Origin of the sequence: Exiguobacterium sp. s64 (assembly GCF_018618035.1) — a bacterium.
GTDB lineage: Bacteria > Bacillota > Bacilli > Exiguobacteriales > Exiguobacteriaceae > Exiguobacterium > Exiguobacterium mexicanum_A.
Genome location: NZ_JACSLH010000004.1, coordinates 89832 through 116304, shown reverse-complemented (window position 1 = coordinate 116304; position 26473 = coordinate 89832). Strand labels below are relative to the sequence as shown.

The 26473-nt window shown below is 50.0% G+C and carries 24 protein-coding genes, 1 pseudogene and 1 riboswitch; of the genes and pseudogenes, 3 read left to right on the top strand and 22 right to left on the bottom strand.

The features are described 5' to 3' along the window. Positions 1-359: 359 nt before the first annotated feature. The 13 genes and pseudogenes from KNP64_RS08075 to gatC form a co-directional block, all read right to left on the bottom strand. On the bottom strand, positions 360-1238 hold the full coding sequence (locus KNP64_RS08075) for an AraC family transcriptional regulator (protein WP_041844908.1): 879 nt from the start codon (positions 1236-1238) through the stop codon (positions 360-362). 143 nt (positions 1239-1381) lie between these two features. Beyond that, positions 1382-1639 (bottom strand): hypothetical protein, encoded by a 258-nt coding sequence (locus KNP64_RS08070; protein WP_052514478.1) that lies wholly within the window; start codon positions 1637-1639, stop codon positions 1382-1384. A gap of 62 nt (positions 1640-1701) precedes the next feature. Continuing rightward, positions 1702-2196 (bottom strand): nucleotidyltransferase domain-containing protein, encoded by a 495-nt coding sequence (locus KNP64_RS08065; RefSeq protein ID WP_123779059.1) that lies wholly within the window; start codon positions 2194-2196, stop codon positions 1702-1704. Positions 2197-2392: 196 nt separating this feature from the next. Further along, entirely contained in the window at positions 2393-3031 is a 639-nt protein-coding gene (locus KNP64_RS08060; RefSeq protein ID WP_128123318.1) for a Vat family streptogramin A O-acetyltransferase, read from the bottom strand. Positions 3032-3065: 34 nt separating this feature from the next. Then, positions 3066-3512: a DUF5946 family protein gene (locus KNP64_RS08055; protein WP_123779057.1), complete on the bottom strand. Its 447-nt coding sequence runs from the start codon at positions 3510-3512 to the stop codon at positions 3066-3068. Between the two features lie 135 nt (positions 3513-3647). Then, positions 3648-5111, bottom strand: a complete 1464-nt coding sequence (gene msr(D) / locus KNP64_RS08050; protein WP_128123317.1) for an ABC-F type ribosomal protection protein Msr(D) — start codon at positions 5109-5111, stop codon at positions 3648-3650. Between the two features lie 120 nt (positions 5112-5231). Continuing rightward, entirely contained in the window at positions 5232-6449 is a 1218-nt protein-coding gene (gene mef(A), locus KNP64_RS08045; protein ID WP_214792672.1) for a macrolide efflux MFS transporter Mef(A), read from the bottom strand. 518 nt (positions 6450-6967) lie between these two features. Next, positions 6968-8079, bottom strand: a pseudogene (locus tag KNP64_RS08035) (IS3 family transposase). Positions 8080-8261: 182 nt separating this feature from the next. Then, a complete protein-coding gene (gene rlmD, locus KNP64_RS08030; RefSeq protein ID WP_214707032.1) occupies positions 8262-9626 on the bottom strand; it encodes a 23S rRNA (uracil(1939)-C(5))-methyltransferase RlmD in 1365 nt (454 codons plus the stop codon). A 96-nt stretch (positions 9627-9722) separates the two neighbouring features. Continuing rightward, complete coding sequence (locus KNP64_RS08025; RefSeq protein ID WP_128123314.1) at positions 9723-10724, bottom strand: diacylglycerol kinase; 1002 nt, start codon at positions 10722-10724, stop codon at positions 9723-9725. 61 nt (positions 10725-10785) lie between these two features. Beyond that, positions 10786-12216 carry an Asp-tRNA(Asn)/Glu-tRNA(Gln) amidotransferase subunit GatB gene (gene gatB / locus KNP64_RS08020; RefSeq protein ID WP_214707020.1) on the bottom strand — a complete coding sequence of 477 codons (1431 nt, stop codon included), beginning with the start codon at positions 12214-12216 and terminating at the stop codon, positions 10786-10788. Between the two features lie 12 nt (positions 12217-12228). Further along, positions 12229-13671, bottom strand: coding sequence for an Asp-tRNA(Asn)/Glu-tRNA(Gln) amidotransferase subunit GatA (gene gatA, locus KNP64_RS08015; protein WP_214707018.1), 1443 nt, complete (start codon positions 13669-13671; stop codon positions 12229-12231). Positions 13672-13682: 11 nt separating this feature from the next. Beyond that, the gene (gatC, locus tag KNP64_RS08010) at positions 13683-13973 is read right to left on the bottom strand and encodes an Asp-tRNA(Asn)/Glu-tRNA(Gln) amidotransferase subunit GatC (RefSeq protein ID WP_021066487.1); all 291 of its coding nucleotides are present in this window, start codon (positions 13971-13973) and stop codon (positions 13683-13685) included. A 218-nt stretch (positions 13974-14191) separates the two neighbouring features. Between gatC and KNP64_RS08005 the strand changes: the two genes are divergently transcribed. Continuing rightward, positions 14192-15895: a methyl-accepting chemotaxis protein gene (locus KNP64_RS08005; RefSeq protein ID WP_214792669.1), complete on the top strand. Its 1704-nt coding sequence runs from the start codon at positions 14192-14194 to the stop codon at positions 15893-15895. Positions 15896-15934: 39 nt separating this feature from the next. On the opposite strand, the gene KNP64_RS08000 is transcribed toward KNP64_RS08005, so the two are convergent. The 3 genes from KNP64_RS08000 to KNP64_RS07990 form a co-directional block, all read right to left on the bottom strand. Continuing rightward, positions 15935-17311 (bottom strand): alanine/glycine:cation symporter family protein, encoded by a 1377-nt coding sequence (locus KNP64_RS08000; protein WP_214792666.1) that lies wholly within the window; start codon positions 17309-17311, stop codon positions 15935-15937. A gap of 230 nt (positions 17312-17541) precedes the next feature. Further along, on the bottom strand, positions 17542-17979 hold the full coding sequence (bcp, locus tag KNP64_RS07995) for a thioredoxin-dependent thiol peroxidase (protein ID WP_214718011.1): 438 nt from the start codon (positions 17977-17979) through the stop codon (positions 17542-17544). A 12-nt stretch (positions 17980-17991) separates the two neighbouring features. Continuing rightward, positions 17992-18807 carry a nuclear transport factor 2 family protein gene (locus tag KNP64_RS07990; protein WP_214792663.1) on the bottom strand — a complete coding sequence of 272 codons (816 nt, stop codon included), beginning with the start codon at positions 18805-18807 and terminating at the stop codon, positions 17992-17994. 172 nt (positions 18808-18979) lie between these two features. Between KNP64_RS07990 and pruA the strand changes: the two genes are divergently transcribed. Both pruA and KNP64_RS07980 read left to right on the top strand, forming a co-directional pair. Next, the gene (gene pruA / locus KNP64_RS07985; RefSeq protein ID WP_214792660.1) at positions 18980-20524 is read left to right on the top strand and encodes an L-glutamate gamma-semialdehyde dehydrogenase; all 1545 of its coding nucleotides are present in this window, start codon (positions 18980-18982) and stop codon (positions 20522-20524) included. Positions 20525-20577: 53 nt separating this feature from the next. After that, complete coding sequence (locus KNP64_RS07980) at positions 20578-20946, top strand: iron chaperone (RefSeq protein WP_214792657.1); 369 nt, start codon at positions 20578-20580, stop codon at positions 20944-20946. A gap of 48 nt (positions 20947-20994) precedes the next feature. On the opposite strand, the gene KNP64_RS07975 is transcribed toward KNP64_RS07980, so the two are convergent. From KNP64_RS07975 to KNP64_RS07950, 6 genes are all read right to left on the bottom strand, one after another. Next, the gene (locus tag KNP64_RS07975) at positions 20995-21810 is read right to left on the bottom strand and encodes a ZIP family metal transporter (protein WP_214792655.1); all 816 of its coding nucleotides are present in this window, start codon (positions 21808-21810) and stop codon (positions 20995-20997) included. Positions 21811-21905: 95 nt separating this feature from the next. After that, positions 21906-22370 carry a 6,7-dimethyl-8-ribityllumazine synthase gene (gene ribH / locus KNP64_RS07970; protein WP_034778766.1) on the bottom strand — a complete coding sequence of 155 codons (465 nt, stop codon included), beginning with the start codon at positions 22368-22370 and terminating at the stop codon, positions 21906-21908. Then, positions 22367-23551, bottom strand: coding sequence for a 3,4-dihydroxy-2-butanone-4-phosphate synthase (ribB, locus tag KNP64_RS07965; RefSeq protein WP_214792652.1), 1185 nt, complete (start codon positions 23549-23551; stop codon positions 22367-22369). Before ribB ends, ribH begins: the two co-directional genes overlap by 4 nt. Then, positions 23551-24192 carry a riboflavin synthase gene (gene ribE, locus KNP64_RS07960; RefSeq protein ID WP_214792649.1) on the bottom strand — a complete coding sequence of 214 codons (642 nt, stop codon included), beginning with the start codon at positions 24190-24192 and terminating at the stop codon, positions 23551-23553. The genes ribB and ribE overlap by 1 nt, the downstream gene beginning before the upstream one ends. Further along, positions 24173-25252, bottom strand: a complete 1080-nt coding sequence (gene ribD, locus KNP64_RS07955; protein ID WP_214792646.1) for a bifunctional diaminohydroxyphosphoribosylaminopyrimidine deaminase/5-amino-6-(5-phosphoribosylamino)uracil reductase RibD — start codon at positions 25250-25252, stop codon at positions 24173-24175. The genes ribE and ribD overlap by 20 nt, the downstream gene beginning before the upstream one ends. Positions 25253-25404: 152 nt before the next feature. Further along, positions 25405-25547, bottom strand: a riboswitch (FMN riboswitch). 93 nt (positions 25548-25640) lie between these two features. Further along, positions 25641-26453, bottom strand: a complete 813-nt coding sequence (locus KNP64_RS07950) for an undecaprenyl-diphosphate phosphatase (protein ID WP_138858986.1) — start codon at positions 26451-26453, stop codon at positions 25641-25643. Positions 26454-26473 lie beyond the last annotated feature (20 nt).

The following is a 26473-nucleotide window of genomic DNA, read 5'->3' as shown; positions in this document are numbered from 1 at the left end:
GTTTATAACCAGTCCCCATCTCCATATGGCGGTCAATCGTTATCCTATTCCCTTGTTCACGCTGAATGATGACAACACCTCTTTATCACGACTTAGTTTCTAAACAAATGTACAAAAAACCTCCGAAGTTTACATCCGAAGGTTCATCTGCATTCATCTTATTCCACTTTTTCTAACCACGCCACCGTCTCCACATGGCTCGAGAGGACAGAATGAATGTCATTTGAAGTTGCCCGTTCTCGGAAACATATCCACTACGTTTTTGGCACTGTCAGTAGACGGGAACATATCCACCAATCGTACCATTTACGAAAAGGGCACTCTTACTAGAGCGCCCTCAATCATAAACATTGATGTCATTAATAGTCTTTTTTCTTTACTGGAATCCAGATTTCGCTTCGATACTTTGGATTTCCAGTGTCTGGACTCTCATTCCATAAAATTTCAGGACCTTCAACCGCCTCGTATCCTGAAGATGGAAACCACTCTGAGTATATCCTACCCCACACATTTTGAAGTGTTTCCGGAAATGGTCCAATCGATTCAAATACAGCCCAGGTACTAGCATCAATTTTTAATACATCAAAATCTGCAGTTTCATTACTTGATGTTGCTACCCCGATGTAATGATCTAATTCTCCTTTCTCTTCCATTCTACCTTCTGAAAAATTAGTGGAAGCACTAATAATACCTGTAGGTTCTACATTTGAAATTGCTTTTAATTGATTAATAACATCCATGGTTAAAAGTTCAGTCATTTTTGCAATCTCTGGATTGACACCTTCAAAAATAATTGGAACTCTCTTCTTAAATCCTACTAACTTAAAAGGTCCTTTCTCAACAATACGATAGTTCATTTCGCATCCTCCTTTAATTGATAATTGAAAGGTCATTCGAGGATAAGCTTTTAATTGTGTATTCTCACACCTTGCCTCAGAAGGGAGAAAGCCATGCAGAGAATGAAAAGCACGGGAAAATGAATCAGCCGAATTATAGCCATATTTGACGGCTACATCAATTATTCTCAAATCCCTATCTTTCAAATCAAGTGCAGCCAACGTCAGTCTTCTTCTCCGAATATATTCTGATAAACTTATTCCTGCTAAAAAAGAAAACATTCGCTTGAAATGATACTCCGAACAATATGCGATTTTAGATACTTCACTATAATCAATCTCCTCTGTTAAGTGCTCTTCAATATACTCCAATGCATTATTCATACTTCTTAAAGAATCCATCAAACAACCTCCTTTCATCATCAATATTATCAGGGGATGCATTTACCCGTCCGACAATCTGTGCACAGTATTGTCGATTCCCTTTCATGTAATTAGTATCGTTAAACTGAATTTATCTTTGGGATGTTTACCACAGGAATCCTTTACTTTTCTTCAGTGTGTCTTTCTTGCTGCAAAAATCCCTTTGCCTCGCTAAGGCGTAAATCCCAATATTTTTGCAAAAGGTAAATGATTTTCTCATCTTCAACTTTGGCTTCCTTCAGAGCCGCAGTTGCCTTTTCAATCCCAATGACTCTTTCTTCAAAGGCAGCTTCATCTAGCCATGCATTGCTATCTTCTCTTATTCGTTCCAACAGTTCACTTCCAAATCCCGAAAGGGAATCTCTAATTGAACGTGCCATATCTATTCCTCCTCTAAATTCTAATTTATTGCACTATTGATAGACAAATTGGAATTTGTCAGTTACTTGTATTCACTCGGAACAGGAATATTAAATCTCTCGCACAATAGTTTTACATCATGCATATCATTTTCATCATACTCATAGCCCAGATGAAATAATACTTGATTTTCAGCATCAATACATCTAACCATTTTATCGCCTATTTTCCCAATGCCACTAAACACTTTTGGTGGATATGCTTCTCCTTCAAAAACAATGTATCCTTTTTCGTTGAAATTAAATATATGAAGATCAATTACCCTACCTTTAGTATCCTTCCAAACCGTGTGAGATGTGGTGGTATATGCTTCTGTAACTTCCGCAAAGCCTTTTTCTTTTATTATTTCAATAAACTTTTTACTATTACTTTCTTCCACAAATAAATCAATATCATTGTGTGCTCTTGTTTCTTCTTCTAATAGTGCATCTACTCCCCAACCGCCATCAATCCATATGTTAATTCCATTTTCTTCAGCGTATGTTATTATCTCAATGGCATCAGTTTTACTTACCATGTAATCCCTCCGTTCAAATTAAATCTATAAGTGATAAATCTCAAAGCTATTTCTCCTTAATATAATGTCTATTGTTCCAATCAAAGCTAAAGATGAAGCTTGCCTTCTTTAGCTCGCAATAATTAGAGCTAAATCGAGGTTCCAGCACCCCCTAGATTTAAGTTCCCTTTTGTGCCGTGGTAGAAAGGCCCCAAGTCTAGGAATTTTTCATGAATTGCTCTAACCCTGCTTTGGTTGTTAACATTTCAAGATTATTAAATATTTCCTCTTCGCTCCAGTTCCACCATTGTAGCTTTAGCAAGAATTCAATCTTTTCGTCACTAAAGCGTTTTTTGATAAACTTAGCTGGATTCCCACCATATATTGTATATGGCTCAACACTTTTCACTACTGTTGAATTAGCGGCAATAATCGCACCATCACCAATTTTAATACCCGGCATAATGGTAACATTTTGACCTATCCATACATCATTGCCAATCACTGTATCTCCCTTAAAAGGAAGTTGTTCAATTGTAGGAGTCACCTTTTCCCATCCATGGCCAAAGATATTAAAGGGATAGGTTGTAATTCCATCCATTCTATGATTTGCACCATTCATAATAAACTTAACACCCTCTGCAATTGCACAGAACTTTCCTATTATAAGTTTATCCCCTAGAAATTCGTAATGGTGCTCTATATTATCATAAAATTTCTCCGGTGTTTTTTTATTATCGCTATAATAGGTATTTTCCCCAATCTCCACATTGGGTCTTTTAGGTAGATTGCTTATAAAACAAATCGTCTTTATATTTTCATTTGGATAAAGTTTTTTCTTATCTGGTCCTATCATAAAATATTAGCTCCTTTAATCTTTAATTACTTCATTACCTTAATTCGTTTCTTATTTGCTCTTTCCATTTATTAATATTAACGATTGCATTTTGCTCCCGACCTAAATATATATCTTCAATTGTCATAGGCCAAAGTCTTAGTTCACGCTTTCTTGCGTTGCTTGGTAAAGGGTTTGTTATTTTGCTTAATGACTTTACTATTTCTCGATTTTTCTTAAGAATATATGGTGTATCCCAATCATTATCAAAAGCGTTAATAAAAAGATTTACTAAATTTGTATATCCTTCTTCAGTAAAATTCGAAGGATGCTGGATCATATAGCACGAAACAAGCCAAAAATGTAACTCATATAGCTTTGGATCATTATGCTCCCATACAAGAGGGAACCCGAATAGCTCATGGCATGAAAAACCATCGGTCTCTTTAGCTCCACATTCTATACATCTCCCAGATTTCATGACTGTGTTATTATCAACCACCTATAACCAACCTCCCTTATTTAAATTATTTTAATATTCATTAATGTAATGTTTGCCAAAGAAAAAAAGTCTTTTTACTTTAACAACGAAGCCGCCAGCCAGAGAAGACTATTCTGACCAGCGACTACCTTAAGTTTAATGTTTCAGATTTATTTTCTTATCACTAATTTCATAAATCACATCAGCCACATTATCAAGCAACCGTTTGTCATGGGTGATAAACACTATAGTTCCAGCATACTCCTTCATTAAAATTTCCAAAGCCTCTAAGCTTGGTATGTCAAGGAAGTTGCTTGGTTCATCCATTAGTAGGATGTTATATCTGCCCATAAGCATTTTAGCTAGCAACAATTTTATAATTTCTCCGCCGCTTAAAACAGATAAACTTTTCCCAATATCGTTTTGTTTAAACCCCATCGATGCTAGCACTGAACGAATTTCTGAAACATTGTAATCACTATCTTCCTGCATAAACTCCAATACTTTCTTATTACTGTCGTACTTGTAACCATTTTGTGCAAAGTAGCCTATTTTTGCCTTAGGTGAAATAGAAATTCCATCTTCATGGTTTAAGATCATTTTGATTAAAGTTGTTTTTCCTGTTCCATTACCACCAGTTAATGCCACTTTTGCGCCAAGCGGAATTTGAAAAGATACATTTTCAAACAATACTTTATCTCCAAATATTTTATTAATTTCCTTACCGACAATAGGATATGGATTGTGGAGCTCCAATGCTTTACTTTGCCTGAAACGAATCCTACGAATATCTTCTGGAGCTTCTACACTTCCTAAGGCCGCAATCCTATGTTCTAGGGATTTAGCGGCATTATGCATCTTTTTTTCCTTACTTCCTATTGATTTTTGATGAGCTAAACGCCCTCCGCCTTCAGTACTTTTTTTCTTTGAAGCACCTTTTGCCTTCTGTCCTATTTTACGAGCCTGTTTTCGCTTTTCCTCTGCAGCCCTTTCCAATCGGGCACGTTCCGCAACAAATTGTTCGTATTCTGCAGCTTGGCTCCTGCGTTCTTCTTCTTTCTGGCGAAGATAATCAGAATAGTTTCCCCAATACTCAGTGATTTTGCCATCTTTCAGTTCCCATATTTTATCTACTACCTCATCAAGAAAATAACGGTCATGGCTAATAACTAACAGTGCACCTGTAAAATATTTTAACTGTCCAATTAGAAAATCAATTCCTTCACGGTCTAAATGACTCGTAGGTTCATCCGCTAAAATACCATGAACCTGTGCTGATAAAGCCTGTGCTATTTTAAGCCTTGTTTCTTCACCACCGCTCATGGTCTGTATATCTAATTGTTCAACACCAAGCTTTCCTACAAGTGCAAAATCTTTTTCTTTCTGCAAAGTTACTTCGTCCAACTGAGGGATATAGGCAAGTTCACCCAGACGATTTAATTTACATCCTGGGGGAGTTAATTCTCCTAAAAGTACCTTGAGTAGAGTGCTTTTCCCTGCACCATTTGCTCCTACTAAACCAATACGGTCATAGTCATATACTTCTAATTCATCTATATCTAAAACATCGCGTCCTTTGAATTCCACACGAATGTCTTTTGCTTTTAATATCAATTCCATAACATTATCCTCCTGTCTATAATCGCATGTTTTCATTTGCTTGTACGCAGGGAAAACCCTGCGATTTAAGCAGGAAGAATTACATGAAAATAAGATACATAAATATCCCTCCAATATTGTTTATTTTAAATCTAATTTTCTAACCTCAGTTATCATGGGGCAAACTATAGCAATGCCAATAATTAAAATACCTGATAGTAAAAACCAATGATTTACACCGATCCTATCAGCAAAGAACCCAGAAAGAATTAACCCAATTGGCATTGCAAGTGACATGATACTTCCGGTCAAAGAAAATACACGTCCTAAATATTCAGGCTTAATTTTCTCCTGAAAAAGAGCTGTTTGCACACCGCTATAAAACGGCACCGAAAGCCCCATTATTGCACAGCAAACTACAAATATAACAAATCCACTTGGAGGAAGTATTCCTGAAACGGCTAAACTGGCCCCCATTATAAAAAACGAACCTGTTATTAGTAGTACACGCTTTTTGAAACTTCCTAATCTCCCCAATAGTAAGCCTCCTACTAGCATTCCAGATGCAAAAGCGATTTCGGTAATAGAAATATGCACAGGTGTTCCATTAAAGTATTCCATGCTTATTAAAGGAAATAGTGCATTAATTGGCATATAAACAAAAGTATATATTGTTCCTAAGAGTAATAAGGCAAATAATCCTTTGTTTTGTCTCAGTACGACAATTCCTTCTTTCATTTCTCTTATGAAATTTGGTTTCAAGCTTTGCACTTGATCGCCCAGCTTAGGAATCCGTACAATTGCCACCGTAATAGACGCAATCACAGCACCTAATACATCGATGGCAATAATAGCATTTAATTCCCAAACAGAATATAACAATGCTGCAACCGCTGGACTAACAATATAGCTTATAGACTGCAAAGACTGACTATAGCCTGCGCATTTCGTAAGCTGCTCTTCTGGTACTAAAAGTGGCGTAACTGCATTGAGTGCTGGGGTATGAAAAGCTGTTCCAACGCTGCGGATAAACAATACTACCATAACCATCCAGACAGGTAACTCCATATACAATGCAACAATAGCCAGCACTGCCCCAGCTGCTGCGATAATTAAATCAGCACCAATCATTATCTTCTTCCTATCATGACGATCCACTAATACACCTATGGCAGGTCCAAAGACAGCATAGGGTAAAAAACCTACTAGTGAAGCCATAGACAAGACCATCGCAGATCCTGTTTTTTCTGTAAGGTAAAGAATAATCGCCATTTGCAGGATAGCACTAGTGATTAAAGAAACTGCCTGCCCTGCCCATATTGTAATAAACTTAAGTTTCCAATTGTTGTATTTTTCCATTTATATTTTCTCCTGCATAATTATTTTGCTTGAATTTCTATTTTGAATAGCATTCTAGGCAATAAAAAATGCAGGCCTAAATCCACAATGTGGCTTTTGGTCTGCATACATACAATTTGGAAACATTCATATTAAAGACACAGTTAAATAAAGGTATAGTTAAATAACCTATATTCTGACCGCAACTAATGAATGCTCAATATCGTATAAATAAGCACAACAAAAAAGCCTATCATAAGGGATAGATTCTGCCTTTTTTATTGCCAGCTTATCTTAAACGCATTGAGGCTGTCATAGTTTCGGTTCCTCCTACATCTTTATTTATATCAATTTATAAAATAACACAACAAGATGATATGTTCAATATAAAAATTATGGAATGAGTCTCATACTTCCAATTCGATGCCAGATTTAAAGGTTATGATAAAGTGGTCTTCATAGACTGTAACGCTCTGGATTATCTTTCTCACAAGCTTATCGTCGTACTCTGGTATGTCAACACTTAATTAGACAACTTTTTAAAGGTTTGATAATTTGTATTCTTGTGGCGATAAGTAACCGAGCGACCCGTGAATACGAATCTTATTGTACCAATTAACGTAATCAAACAGTTCAAGGTCCAGTTCTTTCTGATGTTCAAAAACACGGCCATTAATCAATTCTGTTTTAATCGTTTTAAAGGTAGCTTCTGCTACAGCGTTGTCGTATGGAGTGCCTTTATTGCTTAAAGAGCGTTTGATACCAAAGGTATCTAGTGCTTTGTCGATGAGATGATTTTTAAATTCACTTCCCCGGTCTGTGTGGAATAATTTAAGACGAGTTAAATTGTACGGAACCGTTGAAAAAGCGCGTTGAACTAACTCCGCGGTCTTATTTGGACCAGAGCTGTACCCAATAATCTCACGATTATATAAGTCTACCAGAACACAAATATAGTGCCATTTTTGTCTTACGCGCACATAAGTTAAGTCACTGACAATAACAGTCAATTCCTTCTCTTAATTGAATCTTCGATTCAGTACATTAACTGTTTCAGACTCATTAACGGTCGATTTACTTGGTTTGAATTGAGCAATCGTATATTTAGAGAGTAGACCTTGTTCTTTCATGATTCGACTAATTCGACGACGTGAGACTTGCCAGCCCAGCTTTTGGAGTTCGACTTTTATTTTTCGCTGACCATAAATGTTATGACTAGCTTTAAACACCTGAACAATTAACTGTGTTAGCTCTTCTTCTTGATGATCACGTTGTTTCGCTTCGTAATAGTAGGTGCTTCTTGAGATTTGCAGGACTTCGCACATTGCTGATACCGAGTATTTGTGAAGGTTATTCCGAATCACATCTACTTTCGTCCCATTATCAGCGCTGCTTGTTTTAAAATATCGTTCTCCATCATAAGACGTTGATTTTCTTTACGGAGCTTTATTAATTCTGTTTCTTCAGGCGTACGATTATCTTTTTCTTGAAATGAACCAGATGATTGGTGTTGACGAACCCATCTGTCCAAGGCCGAAGGCGTCAGATCATATTCTCTAACAATATCTGCCCGAGGCTTTCCAGCTAAATGCAGTTGAACAACTTGTTCTTTAAAGTCTTTAGAAAACGATCTTCTCTCTCTTTTAGTCATGATGTTTTTCCTCCGTTGTGATTTGACTTAAGTGTATAAGACCTTATAATTATTGTCCAACTTAGTGTAGCCTATCCAGTTTTGGATAAGTTCCCACATAATAAAAATCCGTGATTATCCTTCCGTTTCAAAACCGGACCTCAAACCACGGAAAGCCTTTATTTACTTATCTTATTACACTCTTACTTCTCAACCCTTGACATCAATACTACCGTCTCAACGTGCGCCGTATGCGGGAACATGTCGACCGGTGTGACTTCGACTAATTTGTAGCCACGGTCCGCAAGATAACGCATATCGCGCGCTTGCGTCGCGACGTTACACGACACGTAGACGATGCGCTTCGGTGCCATCTCGACCATCGTCTCGAGGAACGACTCGGCACAACCTTTACGCGGCGGGTCGACGACGATGACGTCAGGATTGATGCCATCCTTCTTCCACTGCGGCAACACATCTTCTGCCGCTCCACACGCGTATGTCACGTTGTCGATTTCGTTGACGAGCGCGTTCTGTTTCGCGTCCTCAATCGCTTCCGGTACGACTTCGACGCCGTACACGTGCGCCGCTTTCCGGGCGAGGAACAGACTGATCGTCCCGATGCCACAATAGGCGTCGACGACTTGTTCGGTCCCAGTCAGTTGCGCGTATTCGAGCGCCTTGCCGTACAACTTCTCCGTCTGGACCGGGTTGACTTGAAAGAACGAGTGCGGAGAAATCGTGAACGTCAGTCCACCGATCTTGTCCTCAATCGTCTCATGGCCATACAACAATTTGTTTGTCGAACCCAAGATGACGTTCGTCTTGTCCGGGTTGATGTTTTGCATGATCGACGTCACGTCCGGCAGACGTTTCAAGATGTCGGCGACAATCTCGTTCACGCCTTTTATTTTCGTCGTCTTCGTGATCAGGACGATCATCAATTCACCCGAATGGTAGCCGTAACGGGCCATGACGTGGCGGATGACGCCGCGCCCGGTCTTCTCATCGTACGCCGGCACACCGTGCGCCGCGAGCACGTCACGGACGACTTGGACGACCTCATCGTTGCGCTCGTCTTGGATGAGACATTCCTTCATCTCGACGATGTCGTGCGAACGTGGACGATAAAAACCGGCGACGAGGCGGCCGGCCTCGTCTTTGAACGGCACTTGCGCCTTGTTGCGGTAACGCCATGGTTCCGGCATACCGATCGTCTCGTGGACAGGCACATCGAATTGGCCAAGTCGCTTCAACGAATCGACGACACGGTCCCGTTTTTGACGGAGCTGGCCGTCGTAGCTGAAGTGTTGGAGCTGACAGCCCCCGCACTGATAGAAAATCGGGCACGGTGGCTCAACGCGGTCCGCACTCGCTTGCTTCACATCGATCAAGCGGGCGAACCCGTACTGTTTATTCGTCTTCGTCACGACGATCTCCACGGTCTCTCCCGGAAGTGCGTTCGGGACGAACAACGTATAACCGTCGACGCGTGCCACGCCCGCGCCTTCATGCGTGAGGTCGTGGATGTGGACATCGAGACGGTCATTTTTTTGGACTGGTAACATGAGTCTCTCCTTTCCCGATTCAAAAAATAGTGTGTATTGGTTCATACCCGTTCCAAGCGAACGAAAAGCTCGGCGTGTGCGCCACGCCGAGCCGAATCATTCTGCTTTCTCGTTCGCTACGTTGAACAGCTGTTTAATCATCTGTTCGCGTTCATACTGGGCGTTCAAGTCTTCCATCTCACGGATGCGCGCGTTTGGTGCGAGCACCGTCAAGTGACGGAACAAGTTTCGCATCTCGCCCGTGCATTCGCCGCCGTATTCACCGTCGATGTTGAGACTCATCCGTTCCGTCGTCGTCTTCATCTTGACGCGTCCCGTCTTGACGTGCTCGACGAGCGGACTCGACAAGTGTTCGCCGCGGAGCAATAAACGGACGACGTGGATGAACTCGAACAAGTTACACTTGCGCAAGATGAACAAGTCGAACAGTCCGTCGTTCAATGACGCGTGCGGTGAGATCTTCTCAAAGCCACCGACCGAGTTCGAATTCGACGTGAGGAAAATCATGACCTCGCCGCTGAACGTGCCCTCGTCGTGTTCGAGCTCGATATACGTCGGCTTGATGAGTGGGAGCTTTTCCATCCCTTTGACGTAATAGGCGAGCTGGCCGAGCGCCGTCTTCAGTTTCGACGGCACTTCATACGACAGCTCCGTCATGATGCCTCCGCCGGCGATATTGATGAAGTAATGGATGTCGCCTTTTTCCCCTTCAATCTCACCGAGGTCGACCGGCATCTCGAACCCGTCACAGATGACGTCGAGGGCGCCGACGACGTTGAGCGGGATTCGCATCGCCCGGGCGAAGTCGTTCGTCGTTCCGACCGGGATGAGTCCGATCGTCGGACGCGTGTCGAGCGGAGCGAGTCCCGAGATGACCTCGTTCAGCGTCCCGTCCCCACCGGCCGCGATAATCAAGTCGAACTCGGCCTCTGCGGCCCGAACGGCCTCGAGCGTCGCGTCGCCGATCGCTTTCGTCGCGTACGTCGACGTCTCATAACCCGCATCCTCGAGGCGGTTCAAAATGTACGGGAGTTCCCGTTTGATCACTTCTTTTCCAGATGTCGGGTTATAGATGACCCGTGCGCGTTTTCGTTGCATAATGTTCTCTCCCCATGCTCAAGTCGAGCGAAAAGCGAGACACAAGTGCCTCGCCGCTTGTTTAGCGTTTGGCGATCTCTTCGTGGAACAAGCCATCGAGGAGTGCCGGGTTCGCCATCCCTTTCGTCTGCTTCATGATCTGCCCGATGATAAAGCCTTTGGCACGGTCTTTCCCGTTCTTAAAGTCTTCAATCATCTGCGGATGCGCTTCGAACAAGTCGAGGATGTAGCCGCGGAGCAAGTTCTCGTCCGAGATTTGGGCGAGACCGTTCGCTTCGACGTACGCCTTCGGCTCGGCGCCTTCTTCGATCATAGCTGTGAACACGCGTTTGGCGATCTTCGAAGAAATTGTACCTTCTCCAATCAAACGAATCAACTCCGCGAGCGAGCTCGGCGTCAATTTCATCGTCTCGATCGTATCGTCCGATTTGTTCAAGTGGCCGAGCACTTCGCCCATGAGCCAGTTCGCGGCTGCTTTCGGTTCGGCACCGGCAGCAGTCGTCGCTTCGAAGAAGTCCGAGAACTCCCGCGTCGACGTGAGCGCCTTGGCGTCATAAGCCGACAAGCCGTAGTTGTTCATATAACGTTCGCGACGTGCGACCGGAAGTTCCGGAAGCGTGGCGCGGATGCGTTCTTTCCATTCTTCATCGATTTCGAGACGGACGAGGTCCGGCTCTGGGAAGTAGCGGTAATCGGCCGCTCCTTCTTTGACACGCATGAGGATCGTCTTCTTCGCCGCTTCGTCAAAACGGAGCGTCTCTTGACGCATGACGCCGCCCGTGATGAGCAGTTTGCGGTGACGCTCTTCCTCATACTCGAGCGCCTTCAAGACGTTCGAGAACGAGTTCAAGTTTTTGAGCTCCGTCTTCGTGCCGAACGGCTCTTGACCGAACGGACGGACCGAGATGTTACAGTCGCAACGAAGCGACCCTTCTTCCATCTTGACGTCCGAGACGCCCGCGAACGAGAGTACTTCTTTCAAGCGCTCGAGGTAAGCAACAGCATCTTTCGGTGAGCGCATGTCAGCCTCACTGACGATCTCGATGAGGGGTGACCCGGTCCGGTTGAAGTCGACGACCGAGTGTTTCTCGCCCGTGTGGTTCATCTTCCCGGCATCTTCCTCGAGATGGACGCGTTCGATGCGGAACCGCTTCATCTCACCGTCGACTTCGACGTCGACGTGACCGTTGAAGCCGATTGGCTGGTCGAACTGCGAGATTTGGTACGCTTTCGGCGTATCCGGATAGAAGTAGTTCTTGCGGTCGAATTTCGTATCGGTCGCGATTTCGCAGTTGAGTGCCATCGCGGCCTTAATGGCGAGATTGACCGCCTCTTCGTTCAATTTAGGCAAGACGCCCGGGTGTCCGAGACAAATCGGACACGTCTGTGTATTCGTTTCGGCACCGTATGTGCGCGAGCAGCCACACCAAATCTTCGACTTCGTGCTCAGCTCGGCGTGCACCTCGATCCCGATGATCGTTTCAAAGTTCATCGTACGTCCTCCTTAGAGCTGTGGCATCTTGAAACCGCCGTTTGCTTGTTCAAAAGCATGGGCCACGCGGTAGAGTGTTGGTTCACTGAAATGGTTCCCGATGATCTGTAAACCGACCGGGAGACCTTCTGACAAGCCAGCCGGTACCGAGATGGCCGGGATGCCCGCCAAGTTGACCGGAATCGTCATGATATCGTTGGCATACATCGTGAGCGGATCTTCGAGCTGGTCACCGAGTTTGAACGCGACCGTCGGCGCAGTCGGTCCGATAATTGCATCGTAGTCGGCGAATACGTTCGCGAAGTCTTGCTTCATGAGCGTGCGGACCTGTTGCGATTTTTTGTAGAACGCATCGTAATAACCCGAGCTGAGTGCGTATGTCCCAAGCATGATGCGGCGTTTCACTTCTTCCCCGAAACCTTGTTCGCGCGAGTACGTGAACACTTCTTCGAGCGCATCGGCCTCGGCGCGGCGCCCGTAACGGATGCCGTCAAACCGGGCGAGGTTCGAAGACGCTTCCGATGACGCGAGCAAGTAGTATGTCGGGAGCGCATATTTCACCGTCGGGAGCGAGACCGTCTCGACCGTCGCACCGAGCGACTTGAGCGTCTCGACCGCTTGTTCAATCTGTTTACGGACACCGTCTGACACGCCTTCGGCCATGAACTCTTGTGGAAGTGCGAGCTTCATGCCTTTGATATCACCGTGAAGCGATTTCGTGTAATCCGGTACGTCGACCGTCGCTGACGTCGAGTCCATGTCGCAATGACCGGCAATCGCGTTCAACAAGTAGGCGTTATCTTCGACCGTACGTGTGAGCGGACCGATTTGGTCGAGCGACGAGGCGAACGCGACGAGACCGTAACGTGAGACGAGACCGTACGTCGGTTTCATCCCGACGACGCCACAATAGGCCGCCGGTTGACGAATCGAGCCACCCGTATCCGAGCCGAGGCTGAATAAGACTTGGCCGGCCGCGACCGTTGCCGCTGAACCGCCTGACGAACCGCCTGGTACGCGGTCTGTGTCCCACGGGTTGCGGACGACTTTGAACGCCGAGTTCTCGTTCGATGAACCCATCGCGAACTCGTCCATGTTGAGTTTCCCGATTGTGACGGCACCGGCGTCATGGAGACGCTCGACGACCGTCGCGTCATGGGCCGGGACAAAGTTCTCGAGGAACTTCGAGGCACACGTCGTGCGTGTCCCTTTCGTGACGATGTTGTCTTTGACGCCGATCGGCAAACCGAAGAGCGGGTTGTCCAAGGTCTTGGCGAGCTCGTCCATCCGTTTCGCCTGTTCGAACGCGTCTTCGTTGAGCGTCAAGAAGGCACCGATTTTCTCGTCGGTCGCCTCGATGCGGTCAAATGATTCTTTGACGAGGTCGGATACCGTGACTTCGCCTTCTTTTATAAGCGTATGCAGCTTGGCTACACCGTGATCAAATAAACTCATGAAGGGCCTCCTTATTCAAAGACCGCTGGGACACGGACTTGGCCGTTCTCCCAATCAGGTGCCATCCGTTCGACTTCCTCGCGTGGAAGTGAAGGACGAACCTCGTCTTTGCGTAGTACGTTTTTCAAATCTAGGGCATGGGTCGTCGGGATGACGCCCGTCGTATCGAGTTCATCGAGTTGCTCGGCGAACTCGAGGATTTTTGTCAATTGCTCCGTGAAGTGCGTCACTTCATCTTCTGTGATCGCAAGTCGGGCGAGTCCGGCGACGTGCCGAACTTCAGCTTCTGTGATTCGAGCCAAAGGTTCCACCTCCAACAGTTTTCAATACATCGTCCATTATCATACCACTTTTTTAAAAGACAAAAAAGAAAATCCCATCTCGCCAATCTTGATGTCTTTTTTGAAAAGTTAGGGAATGTCCCTGTAATATTGACTCGTTTCCAAAAACGCCTATTCGGTCCGTCCCTCAATCTCATTATGCTTAGAAAGAAGCATTCTTTTTTTCGAGGAGGATCCCTATGTCAATCCGTAACAAACTGATCGTCGCCTTCACCGTCTTGCTCGTGTTGTTGCTCGGGGTGAGCGGCTACTCATTCTATGCGTTGAACGCGTCCAAGGCCGCCCAGCAAGATATGAACGTCTCGTGGGTGCCGGGGATGGACCAAATTCATCAAGTCGATAAACAGCTGCTTGAGATTCGCCAACAGATGATGCGTCACGCCTTGGTCGAAGACGAGGTGACAAAGCAAAACGTCGAAACGAACCTCGACACGGGCATCACGATTCTCGAGCAACAGATGAGCGGTTATGAGTCGACCATCATCACGAAAGCCGACCAGGAGCTGTTCGATCAAGCGACGGACCAATGGACGACATTTAAAACGAATATCGAGGAGCTCGTCCGCATCTCGAACACGGACGGTCAAGCCGCAGCCGATGCCTATATCCGGGACACGGCGACACCGGCCGCCGACGCCCTCTCGAACACGCTCGGTCTGCTCGTCAACTTGAACCGCGACGCGATTCGGTCTGACACGGAATCCGGTGCGGCGCTGTTCGAGCAAGTTCAGTTCACGCTCATGGTCATCATGGCCGCGGCGGTCGTCTTTACAGTATTGATGATGGTATTCATCTTCCGTTCGATCTTCGAACCGCTCAAAGAGTTCAAACTGAAGATGCGCGAACTCGCCACGAGCCAAGGCGATTTGACGACCGCCATCCCGGTGAAGCGACGCGACGAGTTCTCGGGACTCGCCCGCGACTTCAACCAATTCCTCGCCAACCTCCGTCAATTGATCCTTCAAGTGAACGGTGTGTCACGCGGGGTGACCGAACAATCCGCTCACATGTACGACGAATTGAAAGCGCTTGATACGTACATGACGACGACCGCCGCGACGACAGAGGACTTGACAGCCGGCATGCAACAGACGGCCGCGAGTGCACAAGAGATGAACGCGTCGGCCTCCGACATGGAACGGACGCTCCACCATATCGTGACGATGGCCGCCGAGCGAAAAGCCGAGGCCGCACAAATCGATGCCCGTGCCGTCGCCCTGCGTGACCATGCCGTCGAGGCGAAAGCGTCCGCACTCAGTGTCCTGTCATCGACACGTGTCAATTTGGAGAAAGCGATGCAGGATGCCAAAGCCGTCCGGGAAATCGCGACACTCACGAATGACATCCTCGACATCGCCGCCCAGACGAATCTCCTGTCCTTGAACGCCTCGATCGAAGCCGCTCGGGCCGGTGAAGCGGGACGCGGGTTCGCCGTCGTCGCCGATGAGATTCGAAAACTGGCGGAGACGAGCCGGACGACCGTCGAACGGATTCAAGCCATCTCGACGACCGTGCTCCACTCCGTCGACCATTTAAATGACACGTCGAGCGAGATGCTCGGTTTCCTCGATACGAACGTGTTGAAAGACTATGATCAGCTTGAGGAAGCGGCCGAGCATTACAGTGAGGACGCCGGCCGATTCGAGACGACCGCATCAGAATTCGCCGATGCCGCCGTCGAACTCGAACAGTTGACGTCGAACATGATCGGGGTCATCCAAGATGTCGCCGTCACGGTCAACAACGGGGCGCTCGGCACACAAGAAATCGCCGAGAAAGTGACGATGTCCGTCGACCGGTTCAGTGAGTTGAACCGGGCCACCGAGATGTCCCAACAAAAAATGGATGAGTTGAACGAATTGATCGGTCAATTCAAAGTATGAAAAAAGGAAGCGTCCTCGCATGAGGATGCTTCCTTTTGATTAGGCGGCCGCTTGCCGCAATTCTTTTTGCCGTTCGAGCTCGAAACGCTTCGTCTCGGCGACGACGACACCCGACAAGAACAAGAGACCAATCAAGTTCGGAATCGCCATCAGTCCGTTGAAGACGTCCGAGATGGCCCAAATCAGATTCAAGTTCGTCGTCATCGCGCCGAGTCCGGCGACGAGGATATAGACGACACGATACGGGACGATCGACCGTTCACCGAGCAAGTAATAGACCGAGCGCTCCCCGTAGTAACACCAACCGATGACCGTCGAGAAGGCGAAGAAAACAAGTGACACCGTGACGATGATTTCCCCGATTGGACCGAGGAAGTATGCGAATGACGCTTGCGTCAACTCGATGCCTTGCAGCCCGCTCGTATACTGACCGCTCATGACGATCGTCAAGCCTGTGATCGAACAGACGATGAGCGTATCAATCAATACTTGCGTCATCGAGACGAGCGCTTGCCGTCCCGGGAAATCGGTCTTCGCAGCAGCGGCTGCGATTGGTGCCGAGCCGAGACCCGCCTCGTTCGAGAACACGCCGCGGGCAACTCCGTAACGGATGGCCGCACCGAGCGCCCCGCCGCCGATGGCCTCCGCACTGAACGTGCTCGAGAAGATGGTCGCGAATGCCGACGGAATCAACTCGAAGTTCATGACGAGGATAATGAGTCCGCCCCCGACATAACCGATAATCATGACCGGTACGAACACACTGACGACTTTCCCGATTGATTTGACGCCACCGAGGATGACGAATCCTGTAAGTACCATGAGCACGATACCCGTCACGAGCATCGGAATTCCGAATGACGTATTGAGCGCCATACTGATCGAGTTCGTTTGGACGCCGTTACCGATACCGAACGCGGCAATCGCAGCGAACAAGGCGAACGTCATACCGAGCCATTTTTTCTTCAATCCGTGCTCCAAGTAATACATCGGTCCACCGGCAATCTCGCCCCGCTCATCGACGACACGATATTTGACGGCGAGAATCGCCTCGGCGTACTTCGTCGCCATCCCGATGAAACCAGAAAGCCACATCCAGACGATGGCGCCCGGTCCCCCCAGGACGACCGCCGTCGCGACACCGACCATGTTCCCGGTCCCGACCGTGGCCGCGAGCGCTGTCATGAGCGCCTGGAAGTGCGAGATGTCCCCGCGTTGCGTTTTCTGTTTTTCCGCTTCCGCTCCCGTTTTCGGTTTCGGGAGAAATGCTTCTTTCAACCCGAACCCGAGCCGCGTCACTTGGATGAAGCCGAGCCGGAACGTCAAATAGACGCCCGTCCCAATCAGTAAAATGAGGAGATGTGGTCCCCAGACGAGGTTGGATAGACTCGTCACCCATGATTCAAATTGCTGCATACGCTTATGCCCCCTATGTATATCTCATGTTCACCGTTCCTTCATATTTTTCAGAACATTCTCAACTTCGTCAAGTTGACAAATGAGCCAAACATCTGATATCAGCGTAATACTTTCGTAATATACCTCTCTAACCTATTGAAACACCTCGATTCCGATTTTAGTATTTGAAATAAATTTGTAATGCGAGACGCACAAAAAAACGGCCCCCATAAGGAAGCCGTCCTGCCTCATTTTGTGAGCGCCGCGACGACCTCGTCGACGTGTCCGTTCACTTTCACACTACGCCATTCCTGTTCGATATAGCCGTCCTCGTTGATGAGGAACGTCGAACGGACGATGCCGTAGTACTCTTTCCCGTAATTCTTTTTCAATTGCCAGACGCCGTATAGTTCCGACACCTCATGCGTATCATCGACGAGCAAATCGAACGGGAGCTCGTGTTTGGCGATAAAGTTTTGGTGCTTCTTCTGGCTGTCAGCCGAGATACCGATGACGACGGCCCCGTTCAGTCGCGGTGTCGCGTCGCGGAAGTCACATGCCTCGGTCGTACAACCCGGCGTCGCGTCCTTCGGATAGAAATAAAGAACGACTTTCTGTCCCCGGTAGTCCTCGAGCGAGACCATGTCCCCGTTTTGGTTCGGTAATGTGAATGTCGGTGCTAACATATGATTTCCTCCTTATCCGAACGACGGGTCGACGAGGTTCTCGTCATACCCATCGATCGCTTGTTCTAATTTTTGTTTGAGCGGTTCGAGCGACTCGAGATACTCGACCGGGTCTTCTGTTGCAGCGGCCTTTTTAAGTGCTGCCTCATTGTCGGTATACCACGTCCGGTACGCCTCGAAGTAGTCGGCCATCGTGTCTTGATTCTCCGGCACGGTGAGCGTCTCCGCCATGAGCAAGAAGACGTTATTGTCGGCCTCGAGCGCGACGTAGTCGGTCTGGGCGTTCACTTGGTCATAAATCGGACCGGCTTCATCTTCCGGCACGTCGGCGAGACGGGCGTTCGCTTCCGGATTCACCCCGTACTCGTTCGCCTCGATGCCCGTCAGCATGACTCCGACTTCTCCGATCACGTCGGCCGGGAGCAAGGCCGGTGTGACGACGAGCTTCCACTCATCCTCTTCTTTGATGGCGACTTTCGAGAGCCGGTTCGGCAGTTCGTTGCCATCCGCGTCTTCCATCTCGTGGACGATGAAAGCGACGTCCCCGTCCTCGTTCACCCAGCTCTCGTACATATCGCCTGGTGTGAGCTCGCGCGTCTTCGCGCCCGTTGCCGGGATGGCGGTCAACTCGCCCGCATAATCGATTGCTTTAAGCGCGGCCGCATCCCCGTCCTCGAGTGCTTGTCGATACGACGCATACACCGTTTCAACCACTTCCGGGAGCGGCGCTTTCGTCTCTTCGGCTGTCTCCTCGACCGGCGCCTCTTCTCCCGTGCCGCACCCCGCAAGCAGGGCGGCGAGGGCGAGCGGCAATATCCACTGTTTCATCGAATCATTCCCTTCACATGACGTCCTGTACCCTCATCCTACCACGACTCGATTTCGAGCGAAAACGACACGCTTTTCTGGAAAATTGTTTCACTAGGATTTCACCAAGATTTTCGATACAATACAGACGTAAGCGCTTAACTGCTTGATCACTTTTTAAGGGGGAACGAGAATGATTCCATACAAACATGAACCATTCACAGACTTTACAAACAAAGAGAACGCCGCAGCCATCCAAGCGGCAATCGAGAAAGTGAACGGTGAGCTCGGAAAAGACTATCCGCTCGTAATCGGTGGGGAGAAAGTTACGACGGAAAGCAAAATCACGTCTTACAACCCAGCTAACAAAGAAGAAGTCATCGGACACGTCTCGAAAGCGAACCAAGAGCTCGCGGAGCGTGCGATGCAAGAAGCGCTCACTGCGTTCGACTCATGGCGTCACGTCGACCCGGCCGTCCGTGCCGACGTCTTGTTCAAAGCGGCGAACATCGTCCGCAAACGCAAGCACGAGTTCTCGGCCTACCTCGTCAAAGAGGCAGGCAAGCCGTGGAACGAAGCAGACGCAGATACAGCAGAAGCAATCGACTTTATGGAATACTATGCACGTCAAATGCTCGAACTCAAACCAGGTAAAAAAGTCGAGAGCCGTCCGGGCGAATACAACCGCTATGACTACATCCCACTCGGGGTCGGGATCGTCATCAGCCCTTGGAACTTCCCGTTCGCAATCATGGCAGGGACGGCCGTTGCGGCCATCGTTGCCGGTAACACGATCCTCTTGAAACCAGCATCGACGACACCGATCGTCGCTGCGAAATTCGTCGAGGTCATGGAAGAAGCAGGTCTTCCGAAAGGTGTCCTCAACTTCATCCCAGGACCAGGCGCAGAAGTCGGTGACTATCTCGTCGACCATCCAAAGACTCGCTTCATCAGCTTCACAGGTTCACGTGACGTCGGCTTGCGCATCAACGAGCGTGCCTCGAAATTGAACGACGGCCAAATCTGGCTCAAACGCGTCATCGCAGAGATGGGCGGAAAAGATACGATCGTCGTCGACGAATCAGCGGACCTCGAACTCGCGGCCCAGTCAATCGTCAAATCGGCGTTCGGCTTCTCTGGTCAAAAATGTTCGGCATGTTCGCGCGCAGTCATCGTCGACAGCGTCTATGACACAGTACTTGATCGCGTCGTCGAATTGACGAACGAACTCTCGGTCGGCAATACGGAGCAAAACGAACACTTCATGGGACCGGTCATCGATGCGGCCGCGTTCAAGAAGATCACGTCGTACTTCGACGTCGCCAAAGAAGAAGGCAAAATCGTTGCCGGCGGTAAAGCTGACGACTCGACAGGTTACTTCATCGAGCCGACGGTCGTCGCTGACGTCGCACCGAAAGCACGCCTCATGCAAGAAGAAATCTTTGGACCAATCGTCGCCTTCACGAAAGCGAAAGACTTCAAAGAAGCGATTGTCATCGCCAACAACACGGAATATGGCTTGACGGGTGCCGTCCTCACGCGTGACCGCTCGAACCAAGAGTACGCGCGTCAGAACTTCCACGTTGGGAACTTGTACTTCAACCGTGGTTGCACAGGCGCCATCGTCGGCTATCAGCCGTTCGGCGGGTTCAACATGTCAGGGACAGACTCGAAAGCAGGCGGACCGGATTACATCCAGCTCCACATGCAAGCAAAAACGACGTCTGAGACGTTTTAATCCATCAGCCCGGCTCATCTGAGTCGGGCTTTCTTTCACAAAGGAGGTTTCCCATGGAGACGTTTGACGATTTTTTAGCAACGATTGACGACCCGGAACACCGGGCCAAGCTGGACGACGTATTCGCTTGGGTCCGGAAGACGTTCCCGCAACTCGAGGAGCGCATCGCCTGGAATCAGCCGATGTTCACCGATCACGGGACGTTCATCATCGCTTTCAGCGTGGCCAAAGCACACTTTGCCGTCGCCCCGGAGGCCGTCCCACTCGAGGTGTTCAATGAGCGAATCCAGGAGGCGGGCTACACGCAGACGAAGCAACTGTTCCGTATCAAGTGGAGCCAAGACGTCGATTACGACTTGCTCCGTGACATCATCGCGTTCAACATCGAGGATAAGGCTGGTCACACGTCGTTTTGGCGTTGACCTAAAAAGAAAGAGCGATGACGCGCATGTCATCGCTCTTTCTTGTGCTTATCCTAACGCCACGTCCAACATCATCATGATTGTGAAGCCGAGCATCAACGCCATCGATGCCATATCTTTATGCCCGTTCTCTTGCGACCCCGGGATCACTTCTTCGACGACGACGAAAATCATCGCCCCGGCGGCAAAGCTGAGCGCGAACGGCAACAGCGGCTCCATGACGAGCACGGCCCATACACCGACAAGCGCGGCCACCGGTTCGACCATACCCGATAACTGACCATAGAAAAAACTGCGGCGCCGGGAGAGCCCGTCCCGTCTGAGCGGGAGCGATACGGCAGCCCCTTCCGGAAAGTTTTGAATGCCGATGCCGATGGCCAGCGCGATGGCACCCGTTAGCGAGGCGGACGGGAAATCGGCTGCGACCGCCCCGAAAGCGACGCCGACGGCCAGTCCTTCCGGAATGTTGTGCAGCGTGATCGCCAAGACGAGCAACGTGCTCCGCTTTCGTTTTTGCGGGCGGATACCTTCCGCGTCCTCAATCGGAGATGTCGGATGCACGTGCGGGATCAGTTTATCGACGACCGCCAAAAACAGACCGCCCGCTAAAAAGCCGACGGTGGTCGGCAACAAAGCCGGCATCGCGTCTTGCTCCGCCATCTCGATGGCTGGCGCAAGGAGTGACCAAAAACTAGCGGCGATCATGACCCCGCCGGCAAACCCGAGCATACTGTCCATCAACCGCGCGTTGATCGACTTCGTCATAAAGACGATGGCCGCCCCAAGCGCGGTCATCCCCCACGTGAACATCGTCCCGAGCAGTGCCTGCATGGCCGGGCTCAGTTGAGCCACCCATTCCCACATCACCGTCGCCCCCTTTTCACCTTATTCTTTTCCCGGGACACACGCGTTGCTAACGACAAAAAAAAAGGAGAGCCGGTTCGCTCTCCTCCATACTATTAAAACGCGCGCATCAAGTTCGCCATCTCGATGGCCGCCGTCGCTGCTTCCCACCCTTTATTTCCGGCTTTCGTACCGGCGCGCTCGATGGCCTGCTCGATCGTCTCGGTCGTCAAGACGCCGAAGATGACCGGTACTTCTGACTGATAACTTGCTTGGGCGACACCTTTCGCCGCTTCGCTGCAGACGTAGTCGAAGTGCGGCGTCGCCCCGCGGATGACGGCACCGAGTGTGATGACGGCGTCATACTTCTTGCTCATCGCCATCTTTTTGGCGACGAGGGGGAGTTCGAACGCTCCCGGGACGAATGCGATCTCGACGTCATCTTGTTCGACGCCGTGGCGCTTGAGCGCATCTTTCGCCCCGTCCAGCAAGCGCATCGTGATGAGATCATTGAACCGTCCGACGACGATTCCGACTTTCAAGCCTTTTCCGACTAAGTTTCCTTCAAATGTATGCATTATGATTCTTCTCCTCCAAAGTGGTTCATTTTTTGTTGTTTCGTCATTCGGTACTTCTCGTTCGCCGCATGGGCGCCGACGATAATAGGGACACGTTCGATGACCGTGATCCCGCACGCTTCCAAGGCGTCGACTTTTTCCGGGTTGTTCGTCATGAGCCGGACTTTCGTGATCCCGAGGTCACGAAGCATCGCCGCGCTGACCCGGTAATCGCGTAAATCGGCGTGCAGACCGAGCGCGACGTTCGCCTCGACCGTATCAAGCCCTTGTTCTTGTAGTTCGTACGCCTTCAACTTGTTGAGCAGACCGATGCCGCGCCCTTCTTGTCGCATGTACAAGATGACACCGCCTTCGGCTTCCACTTTCGCCATCGCTGTGTCGAGTTGTGGCCCGCAATCGCAACGATAGGAGCCGAACACGTCGCCGGTCAGACACTCGGAATGGATGCGGACGAGCGGCGCATGTTCGAGTTCACCTTTGACGAGTGCGACGTGCTCTTCCCGGTCGAGGACGTTCCGATACCCGATCAATCGGAAGTCCCCTTTCACCGAGGGGAGCGATACGTCCGCCTCTCGACTGGCGAGGTCTGTCTCCATATAGCGGACGAGCGCCTCAATCGTGATGAATTTTAAATCATGCTCTTCCGCGACGCGTGCGAGGTCCGGCACCCGGGCCATCTCGCCGTCCGGGCGGATAATCTCACAGATGACGGCGACCGGTTCACTTCCGGCGAGTCGCGCCAAATCGACCGACGCTTCCGTATGTCCACGTCGTACCGAGACGCCACCTTTTTTCGCGATGAGCGGGAAGATATGTCCCGGACGTTGAAAATCAGCCGGACGGGCGTTGATGTTCGCGAGTTCGCGCACTGTATGCGCCCGTTCGCTCGCCGAGATGCCCGTCGTCGAATCGATGTGATCGACGCTGACCGTGAACGCCGTCCCGTGTGGATCGGTGCTGTTTGCGACCATCGGCTGCAAGTCGAGCCGGACGGCCACTTCTTCGGCGAGGGAGGCGCAGACGAGTCCTTTCCCTTCCGTGATGAGGAAGTTCATCGTCTCTGCGGTCATTTTATCCGCGAGCATGACGAAGTCCCCTTCGTTCTCACGGTCCTCATCGTCGACGACGATAATCGGTCGTCCCATCTTCAAGTCTTCGACTGCTTCTTCAATCGTGTGGAACATTACCATCCCGCCTTTCCATACCCTTGCGACGCCAGCGATTCGAGCGTCATCGGTTTTTGACTTACGAGTTTTTCCATATATTTAGCTAACATGTCAAATTCCAAATTGACCGCGTCTCCTGCCTGTTTCATCCCGAGCACCGTCTCACTGTAAGTATGCGGGATAAGCGACAACGTGAATCCGCGTTCGGTGACATCAAACACCGTCAAGCTCGTCCCGTCGACCGAAATCGAACCTTTCGGGACGATATAGCGGAGGAGCGACGGCTCACAGCTGATGTCGACATAGACGGCGTTCGCCAGCGACCGTTTTTTGACGATGCGTCCGACCCCGTCGACGTGACCCGAGACGAAATGGCCGCCGAAGCGTCCGTTCGCGGGCATGGCCCGCTCCAAGTTGACGCTCGTACCGGGGCGGACCCCGTCGAGACTCGACGCCTTGAGCGTCTCCGGCATGACGTCGACCGAGAAACTGTCGCGGTCGAACGTCGTCACGGTGAGACAGATGCCGTTGACGGAGATGCTGTCACCGAGCTTCACATCCTCGAGGACGACCTGTCCGGCGAGCGTGAGCCGGAGAGACGGACCGTTCCGCTTTACTGCCTTGACACTGCCAATCTCTTCAACGATTCCCGTGAACATCGGACTCCTCCTTTCGCATGATCAGTTTGATATCGGTGCCGACCGTCTCGACCGATTGAACCTCATACCGTTCGACCGCATCGAGCGGCCCATCATGATGCGAGCGGTAGAAACCGCCCTTGCCGCCGAATACGCGTGGCGACTGGTACATGACCCACTCGTCGACGAACTGTCCGTCCAAGAGTGAAGTGACGAGTGTCGGTCCCGCTTCGACGAGCAGGCGGCCGATGCCGCGTGCGTAGACGTCTTGCAGGACAGCTTCGAGCGACGTGTAGTCGGCGATTTCGACGCCATTCGCTGTCAGCGCGTCACGTTTTGTTTGGTCGTCCGAAGTCGTGTACAGAAGCACCGGTACGTCGGTCGCCGTTCGGACGAGCTGACTCGAGAGCGGCGTACTCAACTCACGGTCGAGCACGATTCGGAGCGGTTGTGTCGTCTCACGGTCGAGCCGGACGGTGAGTGCCGGATCGTCGGCGAGGACGGTGCCGACACCGGTCAAGACGGCATCGACCGTCGACCGCAGTTCATGGACGTCCCGTCTCGCTGCCGTCCCCGTCACCCACTTGCTGTCACCAGTATCGAGGGCGACTTTGCCGTCAAGACTCGTCGCGGTCTTCAAGACGACGTAAGGCCGTCTCGTCTCGAGCGAACGCAAGAACGCCACATTGAGCGCTCGTGCCTCACGCTCGAGCAGTCCGACCTCGACTTCAATCCCGGCCGCTTTCAACCGGGCGATGCCGCGCCCTGACACGAGCGGGTTCGGGTCTTCCATCGCGACGACGGCACGCTTGATGCCGGACTCGACGAGCAGATCGGCGCACGGTGGCGTCTTGCCGTGATGCGAGCACGGTTCGAGCGTGACGTAAATCGTCGCACCGTACGCGGCAGCGCCGGCCATGCGGATGGCGTGCACCTCGGCGTGCGCTTCTCCTGCCTTCAAGTGGGCACCGAACCCGACGACCCGGCCGTCCTTGACGACGACGGCGCCGACGCGCGGGTTGATGCCGGTCGATGAGGCGAACTTGGCCAATTGGATGGCTTGTTGCATGTACTGATTCATAATCTCCCTCCTTGTTTCGCACAAACAAAAAGACCTCAAGGAATGATCCTCAAGGTCTCGGTGGGAGGTGTAGGTCGTCATTTGGGCAAGCCAAATAAGCGTTTTCTTTACAGAAAAACGTACGACGAACTACAGGTCGCGCGGACCTGTTCTGTTTCCTTCTCCCATCCAGACTATACTGTCGGCTCTAGAATCGCACTAGATCCACCGTTCGCACACGTGCGCCCGGGTCACGGACTTAAGGCTCGCGCCTATCACCGCCGGTTGGGACTTTCACCCGACCCCGAAGGAATATTTGTTTGTACGATTCCACTTTAGCGCAAAAATAAATCGATGGCAAAACGAAATGCGCAAAAAGGCGCCGCTCGTTTGAGCAGCGCCTTCAGAATCATGCCAAGAATAGGACGACGAGGAGACCGACGATCCAGCAATAGAACGAGAAATATTTGAGTTCGCCTTTTGCCATGATGTGTTGGAACCATTTGAGCGAGATGGCCGTGAGCGCATACGAGGCGATGAACGCCAAGATGAGCGGTCCGAACAGTTCGCGCGTTTCCGGATTCGTGAACAGCGCCGGTCCATCTAAAATCATCGTCCCGAGACTGACCGGGATGAATAAGAAGAACGAGAAACGGAGCGCCGACTCTTGTTTGATGCCGAGCAGCATCGCCATGACAATCGTGGCGCCGGAGCGGCTGATTCCTGGGATGAGGGCGACCGCCTGGGCAAGACCGATTAAAATCGCGTCGCGGAGCGTGATGCCGCCGTCACCTTTGTTCCCACGCATGTTGCGGATGAACCAGAGCGCGAGGCCGGTCAAGATGAGCGTATAGCCGACCGTGGCGACACCGCCGAGCGTCTCGCCGATCCAATCGCCGAACAAGACGCCGAGCAAACCGGCCGGTACGGTCGCGACGAGCAAGAGTCCGATGAACTTGACGTCAATCATCGTCTCGTCGCTGCGATCTTTCTTAAATAAGAACGTCCATAGACTCGCGATGAGACGGACGACGTCTTTGCGATAAATCGTCAAGACAGCGAGTAGCGAGGCAAAGTTCACGAAAATCTCGAACGAGAGTCCCGGTAATTGGATATCAAACAGCTCTTGGAAGATGACCAAGTGACCGCTTGACGAGATTGGGATCGGCTCCGTGAAGCCTTGAATCAAACCGAGCAGTAAGTAGAACAACCATATTGTCATATCATAATATCCTCTTTTCG

What these genes read in the sequence shown, in the direction of transcription:
- KNP64_RS07980 (WP_214792657.1), top strand. Translation starts at nt 20,578, where the DNA reads ATGGAGACGTTTGACGATTTTTTAGCAACGATTGACGACCCGGAACAC.
- ribE (WP_214792649.1), bottom strand. Translation starts at nt 24,192, where the DNA reads ATGTTCACGGGAATCGTTGAAGAGATTGGCAGTGTCAAGGCAGTAAAG.
- KNP64_RS07990 (WP_214792663.1), bottom strand. Translation starts at nt 18,807, where the DNA reads ATGAAACAGTGGATATTGCCGCTCGCCCTCGCCGCCCTGCTTGCGGGG.
- KNP64_RS07950 (WP_138858986.1), bottom strand. Translation starts at nt 26,453, where the DNA reads ATGACAATATGGTTGTTCTACTTACTGCTCGGTTTGATTCAAGGCTTC.
- bcp (WP_214718011.1), bottom strand. Translation starts at nt 17,979, where the DNA reads ATGTTAGCACCGACATTCACATTACCGAACCAAAACGGGGACATGGTC.
- gatA (WP_214707018.1), bottom strand. Translation starts at nt 13,671, where the DNA reads ATGAGTTTATTTGATCACGGTGTAGCCAAGCTGCATACGCTTATAAAA.
- gatB (WP_214707020.1), bottom strand. Translation starts at nt 12,216, where the DNA reads ATGAACTTTGAAACGATCATCGGGATCGAGGTGCACGCCGAGCTGAGC.
- pruA (WP_214792660.1), top strand. Translation starts at nt 18,980, where the DNA reads ATGATTCCATACAAACATGAACCATTCACAGACTTTACAAACAAAGAG.
- KNP64_RS08025 (WP_128123314.1), bottom strand. Translation starts at nt 10,724, where the DNA reads ATGCAACGAAAACGCGCACGGGTCATCTATAACCCGACATCTGGAAAA.
- ribB (WP_214792652.1), bottom strand. Translation starts at nt 23,551, where the DNA reads ATGTTCCACACGATTGAAGAAGCAGTCGAAGACTTGAAGATGGGACGA.
- KNP64_RS08000 (WP_214792666.1), bottom strand. Translation starts at nt 17,311, where the DNA reads ATGCAGCAATTTGAATCATGGGTGACGAGTCTATCCAACCTCGTCTGG.
- KNP64_RS07975 (WP_214792655.1), bottom strand. Translation starts at nt 21,810, where the DNA reads ATGTGGGAATGGGTGGCTCAACTGAGCCCGGCCATGCAGGCACTGCTC.
- KNP64_RS08070 (WP_052514478.1), bottom strand. Translation starts at nt 1,639, where the DNA reads ATGGCACGTTCAATTAGAGATTCCCTTTCGGGATTTGGAAGTGAACTG.
- KNP64_RS08060 (WP_128123318.1), bottom strand. Translation starts at nt 3,031, where the DNA reads ATGATAGGACCAGATAAGAAAAAACTTTATCCAAATGAAAATATAAAG.
- KNP64_RS08075 (WP_041844908.1), bottom strand. Translation starts at nt 1,238, where the DNA reads ATGGATTCTTTAAGAAGTATGAATAATGCATTGGAGTATATTGAAGAG.
- rlmD (WP_214707032.1), bottom strand. Translation starts at nt 9,626, where the DNA reads ATGTTACCAGTCCAAAAAAATGACCGTCTCGATGTCCACATCCACGAC.
- KNP64_RS08065 (WP_123779059.1), bottom strand. Translation starts at nt 2,196, where the DNA reads ATGGTAAGTAAAACTGATGCCATTGAGATAATAACATACGCTGAAGAA.
- ribD (WP_214792646.1), bottom strand. Translation starts at nt 25,252, where the DNA reads ATGAATCAGTACATGCAACAAGCCATCCAATTGGCCAAGTTCGCCTCA.
- KNP64_RS08005 (WP_214792669.1), top strand. Translation starts at nt 14,192, where the DNA reads ATGTCAATCCGTAACAAACTGATCGTCGCCTTCACCGTCTTGCTCGTG.